The 4,048-nt window shown below is 60.2% G+C and carries 5 protein-coding genes; 1 reads left to right on the forward strand and 4 read right to left on the reverse strand.

Annotated elements, in window-relative coordinates; genetic code table 11:
• Positions 1-131: 131 nt before the first annotated feature.
• Positions 132-581: a hypothetical protein gene (locus tag ON19_RS31000; protein ID WP_043700892.1), complete on the reverse strand. Its 450-nt coding sequence runs from the start codon at positions 579-581 to the stop codon at positions 132-134.
• 1,343 nt (positions 582-1,924) lie between these two features.
• Here ON19_RS31000 and ON19_RS42310 point away from each other — a divergent pair.
• Positions 1,925-2,521 (forward strand): hypothetical protein, encoded by a 597-nt coding sequence (locus ON19_RS42310; RefSeq protein ID WP_157229904.1) that lies wholly within the window; start codon positions 1,925-1,927, stop codon positions 2,519-2,521.
• Between the two features lie 149 nt (positions 2,522-2,670).
• On the opposite strand, the gene ON19_RS31015 is transcribed toward ON19_RS42310, so the two are convergent.
• The 3 genes from ON19_RS31015 to ON19_RS39285 all read right to left on the reverse strand — a co-directional run.
• A complete protein-coding gene (locus ON19_RS31015) occupies positions 2,671-3,075 on the reverse strand; it encodes a type II toxin-antitoxin system VapC family toxin (protein ID WP_043700896.1) in 405 nt (134 codons plus the stop codon).
• Complete coding sequence (locus ON19_RS31020) at positions 3,072-3,347, reverse strand: type II toxin-antitoxin system Phd/YefM family antitoxin (protein ID WP_043700898.1); 276 nt, start codon at positions 3,345-3,347, stop codon at positions 3,072-3,074. Before ON19_RS31020 ends, ON19_RS31015 begins: the two co-directional genes overlap by 4 nt.
• 105 nt (positions 3,348-3,452) lie before the next feature.
• Positions 3,453-4,048: SAM-dependent methyltransferase (locus ON19_RS39285; RefSeq protein ID WP_174377753.1), on the reverse strand; the 596-nt coding region annotated here is incomplete at its 5' end.

Consider the following 4,048-nt stretch of genomic DNA (forward strand, 5'->3'; position numbering starts at 1 on the left):
CCCGGCGAATGACCAGGGGCCGCGAGCGGGCTTCACCGTTCGCGGCCCTTTCGTATGACGGCGTAGATACTCGAGCGACCGACAACCCTGAGCCGTGTGGGCAGCGATCAGCGCACATGCGACTTCGTTCCCTACTTATCGGGCGTGTAGTAGACCGTCATCGAGGGGCTTGCATCGCCGCTGATATCCGCCTCCGCTAGAAGAGGTTTGAATACTACGGCCTCGATCGTCACATCTCCCAAGCCGCCGACTGTCTCATCGGCGAACTTCTTCAACAGGCAGATGACTCCGTCGCTGCCTACACCCGATGGATTGGCTTGGGAAGCGTGGTAGACAACATTCGACCCGCTGGGAGCTTCGCCCGCGATATCAACGTCGGACGCAAGGTTGTAGTAGACATCCACGATCGGCTTGAGCTCGGCGTCCGGTGTAAGTACCGAGTGAAACGTCATGTCCGTGACCTCGATGTCTCCGAGCGCATCCATGGCATCGGCCACTTCCCTCAGCAGCGCCGACAGCGGCCCTGCTTCCGCGCCCTCCATCCTGAAATGCAACTGCTTCCACTTTGGTATGGCATCCACTCTGCTGGCTCCAAACTTGTCGTCAATGGCGGCTGACCGCCGCCTTCGGCGGCTGACAGGCCGATACCGGCACTCGCGACCTCGGAATACTACCTACGGCCGCGCTTCTGCTTGTTTCTGTCGCCCTCGTACTTCTCATTCCTCTTGATCTTCTGCATAGCCCGGTTGTATGCCTTCTGGTCACATCCCGGCTTTCCCTGCTGTACACAGTCGAGCGCAGCTTGCTCCTCAGCCGAAAGAGTTTCCAACTGTGGCTTCTGGTGAACTGGCGAGGTGATCGAGGTGTGAGCAGGTGTGATCTCTGCGGCACTCGAGATAGCTGGCGAAAGGCCAGTCAACAACGGAGCGGCGAGCAACGAGACCAACGCCTTTCGTGTGCGTGGGTGAAGATTCATTAGGAAAGGTCCTCCTCCATCAGGTGACACCGTCTTGTGTCGATAAACTGGACGGCCTTGTGCTCCAACCAGTTCCAACTCTGCGATGTGACATGCGCCACTGTGGTCACTGCAACTGCGCATTGCGGGCACAGCCGACAGCGCGCGGGCTGCGTTCCAACTACGCAATCGACATCGCGCTGGAACTGCAGCGGGAGAAGGCGACCGTCTCCGCCTGATCGGCCGGATCGCACGGGCCGCGAATGGAAACCACCGTTCGCGGCCTGCGTCGTGTGTGGGCCGTGGCGGTGGTGAGGCCGGTCATCGCGCACAGGCGCGGTTGTGGACGGCTGTGCACAAACCGCGCCTACACCACGCCGTGGACGATCAGATCGCCTTCCTCGACCGGACCCCGGCTCGCGACTGAGAGTGCTCGGTCGTCATGCCGACCCCCGGTCGCGTGTCTGACTTCGCAACTCGGGCCGTGCCGGCACCACGGGACATGAGTGGGAATATCGCCGAGATGATTGACCACGTAAAGCGCTACTACGATACGGAGGCACTCTTGCTGGACGCGCTCTCCGAAGACTACGACACTTTCTCGGAGTTTGCACAAGAGTATCCGCAGGCATTGAGTCATCTTCTCAGCTTGGGATTGGTCAGACAGGTCGATAATCAGTACGAAAAGCGGCACAGCATTTGTTTTCGTTTCACTGGGGCTCCGGTTTCGACCAGATTCGCGAAACATGCGAGAAATGCGTGCCCGCGAACCTGACTGTGGAAAATTACCTCGCTGGCGAACTCGTCAACTGTACTTCTCGATGCGAAGGCTGTTATCCCACCGATAATGCCAGTTGGTGATAAAAATGGCCCATCGACGTTCGCATTCCCTGCTGGTGACGGAACTGCGATAGATCCATCACTTGACCGGATGCTGTGTCAGATATGGACCGAATACTTTTCGAATCCATGACGGCGCGTGACGAGGCAATCGTGAACATGCGCGCGCGAACTGTTGAAGGACTGGTGGGCGCCGGTCTCGTGCGAGTGGACGATAATGAGTATAAATGGACCTTTCCACGCGCTCATGACCTGCTGCGTCGTGCCCTGGCGGAAAATATCGCCCGGTACAACGACCCTCCGGGCAGCGTCACGGAAGCGTTCGGCCTGGTATGGAGCATCGAGCGTGCCCTCAGATGTGCTATGCGCACTGCCGCAATCGCGAGTACCCAAAATAAAACTTGGCAGACCCATGCATTGAACGGCCACCTCCCCGACGAAGTGCTTAGGCGTGCCTCCGCTGATGCCTACCCAGGCGCCAAGAGTATCAAGGAAATTCGGGATCCATTGGAATGGCTCACTCTTGGAGAACTCCTGGACCTTCGCCAAGCCAGGCCGACGGTTTACGGGAACTTGGGCGTGGAAGACCATGTCTGGCGGTCGTTTACGGCCGAGGTGCCCTCGATCCGAAACAGGCTATCGCATATGAGGCTTCTGCAAGAAGGTGATCTTGTGCGACTGAAAAAATGGCACAATGCGCTCGCACGAAAACTGAAGACGATTTAATGCCGACATCCTTGGAAACCGGTCCTGAATGCCAATATCGATGTCCTGCTTACACCTGCGGCGTCACTTCGGGCGACCTAGATCGGAAGGATCCAGCGTCATCAGTTTCGCTGAGCCTAGAAGTGCTCACTATTGAGCAATTCTGTTCACTAGACCGCGACGATCTCTAGCATGCTCTCCAGCCCGCGAAAGTCTCCGCTGTTGCGGGTGTACAGCGGTAGCCCGCGCGCTGACGCAATCGCCGCTATGAGCAGATCCATCCGGCGGGGTCGCGGATCGCGCTTTGCGGCCAAGGTAAGTGCCACTAGCGTGCCGTAGCGTGTCGCGGCGTCCTCATCGAAGGGCAGCGGATCGAAATCCACAATGGCAGCACCGAGTTGCTCGGAACGTGTAGCTCGGGTGGCGGTGTCCTTCGCCATCGCTACACCTTGGTGCAATTCGGCCAGCGTGATCGCCGTGATCTCAGGTAACTCAGGTAGGACCGCCGGATCGAGGGCGTACAGGTCGATGTAGGTGCAGGTGTCCAGTACGCCCGACGCGCGCCGCTCGGTCATGAGTGCGATCCCCAGGCATCATCGTCTCCGACGCGATCCTCTGTTCCGAAGAATTCGTCAGCCTCTTGCCGCATTCGGACGTAGTCGACGCGTGGAAGTTTGCGATGCCGTTCGACGAGCTCTTCGGCGGTGCGGCGGCGCTGTCGGCTCACAGGTCGCACTTCGGCGACTTCGACCCCGTTGCGGGTCACCCGAAAAGTCTCCCCGGCTTCGACCGCATTCATGACCGCCGCTGAGTTGTTGCGGAATTCCCGCTGCGTGATCACCTTCATGGGAGGATTGTAGCCCATCGTAGCTACATGGGCTACATGGGCTACATGGGATGCGGATAGCCGGTGACCGCTGAATCGTCGCGAACCGACCACTCTTGAATGTCGCTACAACCAGGTGTCGAGCGTCGTCGTGGTGAGGAAGTGTTCGAGGTCGGCGCGCCAGGGAGCCGGGGACGTCTTGTCGGGTTCGATGGCGGTGTACTGGCCACGGTGGAACAGCGGGGGGCTGGTGGTCGTCGTCTCGGGGGCTTGGGCTCGGCCGGGCGCCCCTGTGGTGGTAGCCGGTCGTGGCCGGGTCTGATGGGCCGAACCGCGGGGGGCGGACTGCTTGTATCCCAGGACGCCGAGCATCAGCCGCTCCTCGGTCGAGCGAGGCCGCAGCGCGGGCCCCGTCGGCCACCAGTCGGCGAGTTCGGCCAAGCCCGGCGCGATCAGATCGAGATCACCGAAGAGTCCGGGGATCTGCGCGCGGGTGCAGTACCAGCCGGAGCCCATACCTGTTTCGAGAAAACGGCGTTCGAGTTCGCGGGCGATGCGGTGGGCTTCGGTGCCGTCGTCGGGATGGTGGAAATGCGTGATCGCGACGTACGAGCCGGGCGTGAGCGCGTCGATGTATTCCCGCACGATCGCTGCTGGATCGACGGCGTTCTTCGACGTGGTGCAGGATGCCGCACAGGACCAGCGCCAAAGGACGCTCGAAT

Source organism: Nocardia abscessus NBRC 100374 (assembly GCF_000308455.1).
In the GTDB taxonomy this organism is placed as follows: Bacteria; Actinomycetota; Actinomycetes; order Mycobacteriales; family Mycobacteriaceae; genus Nocardia; species Nocardia abscessus.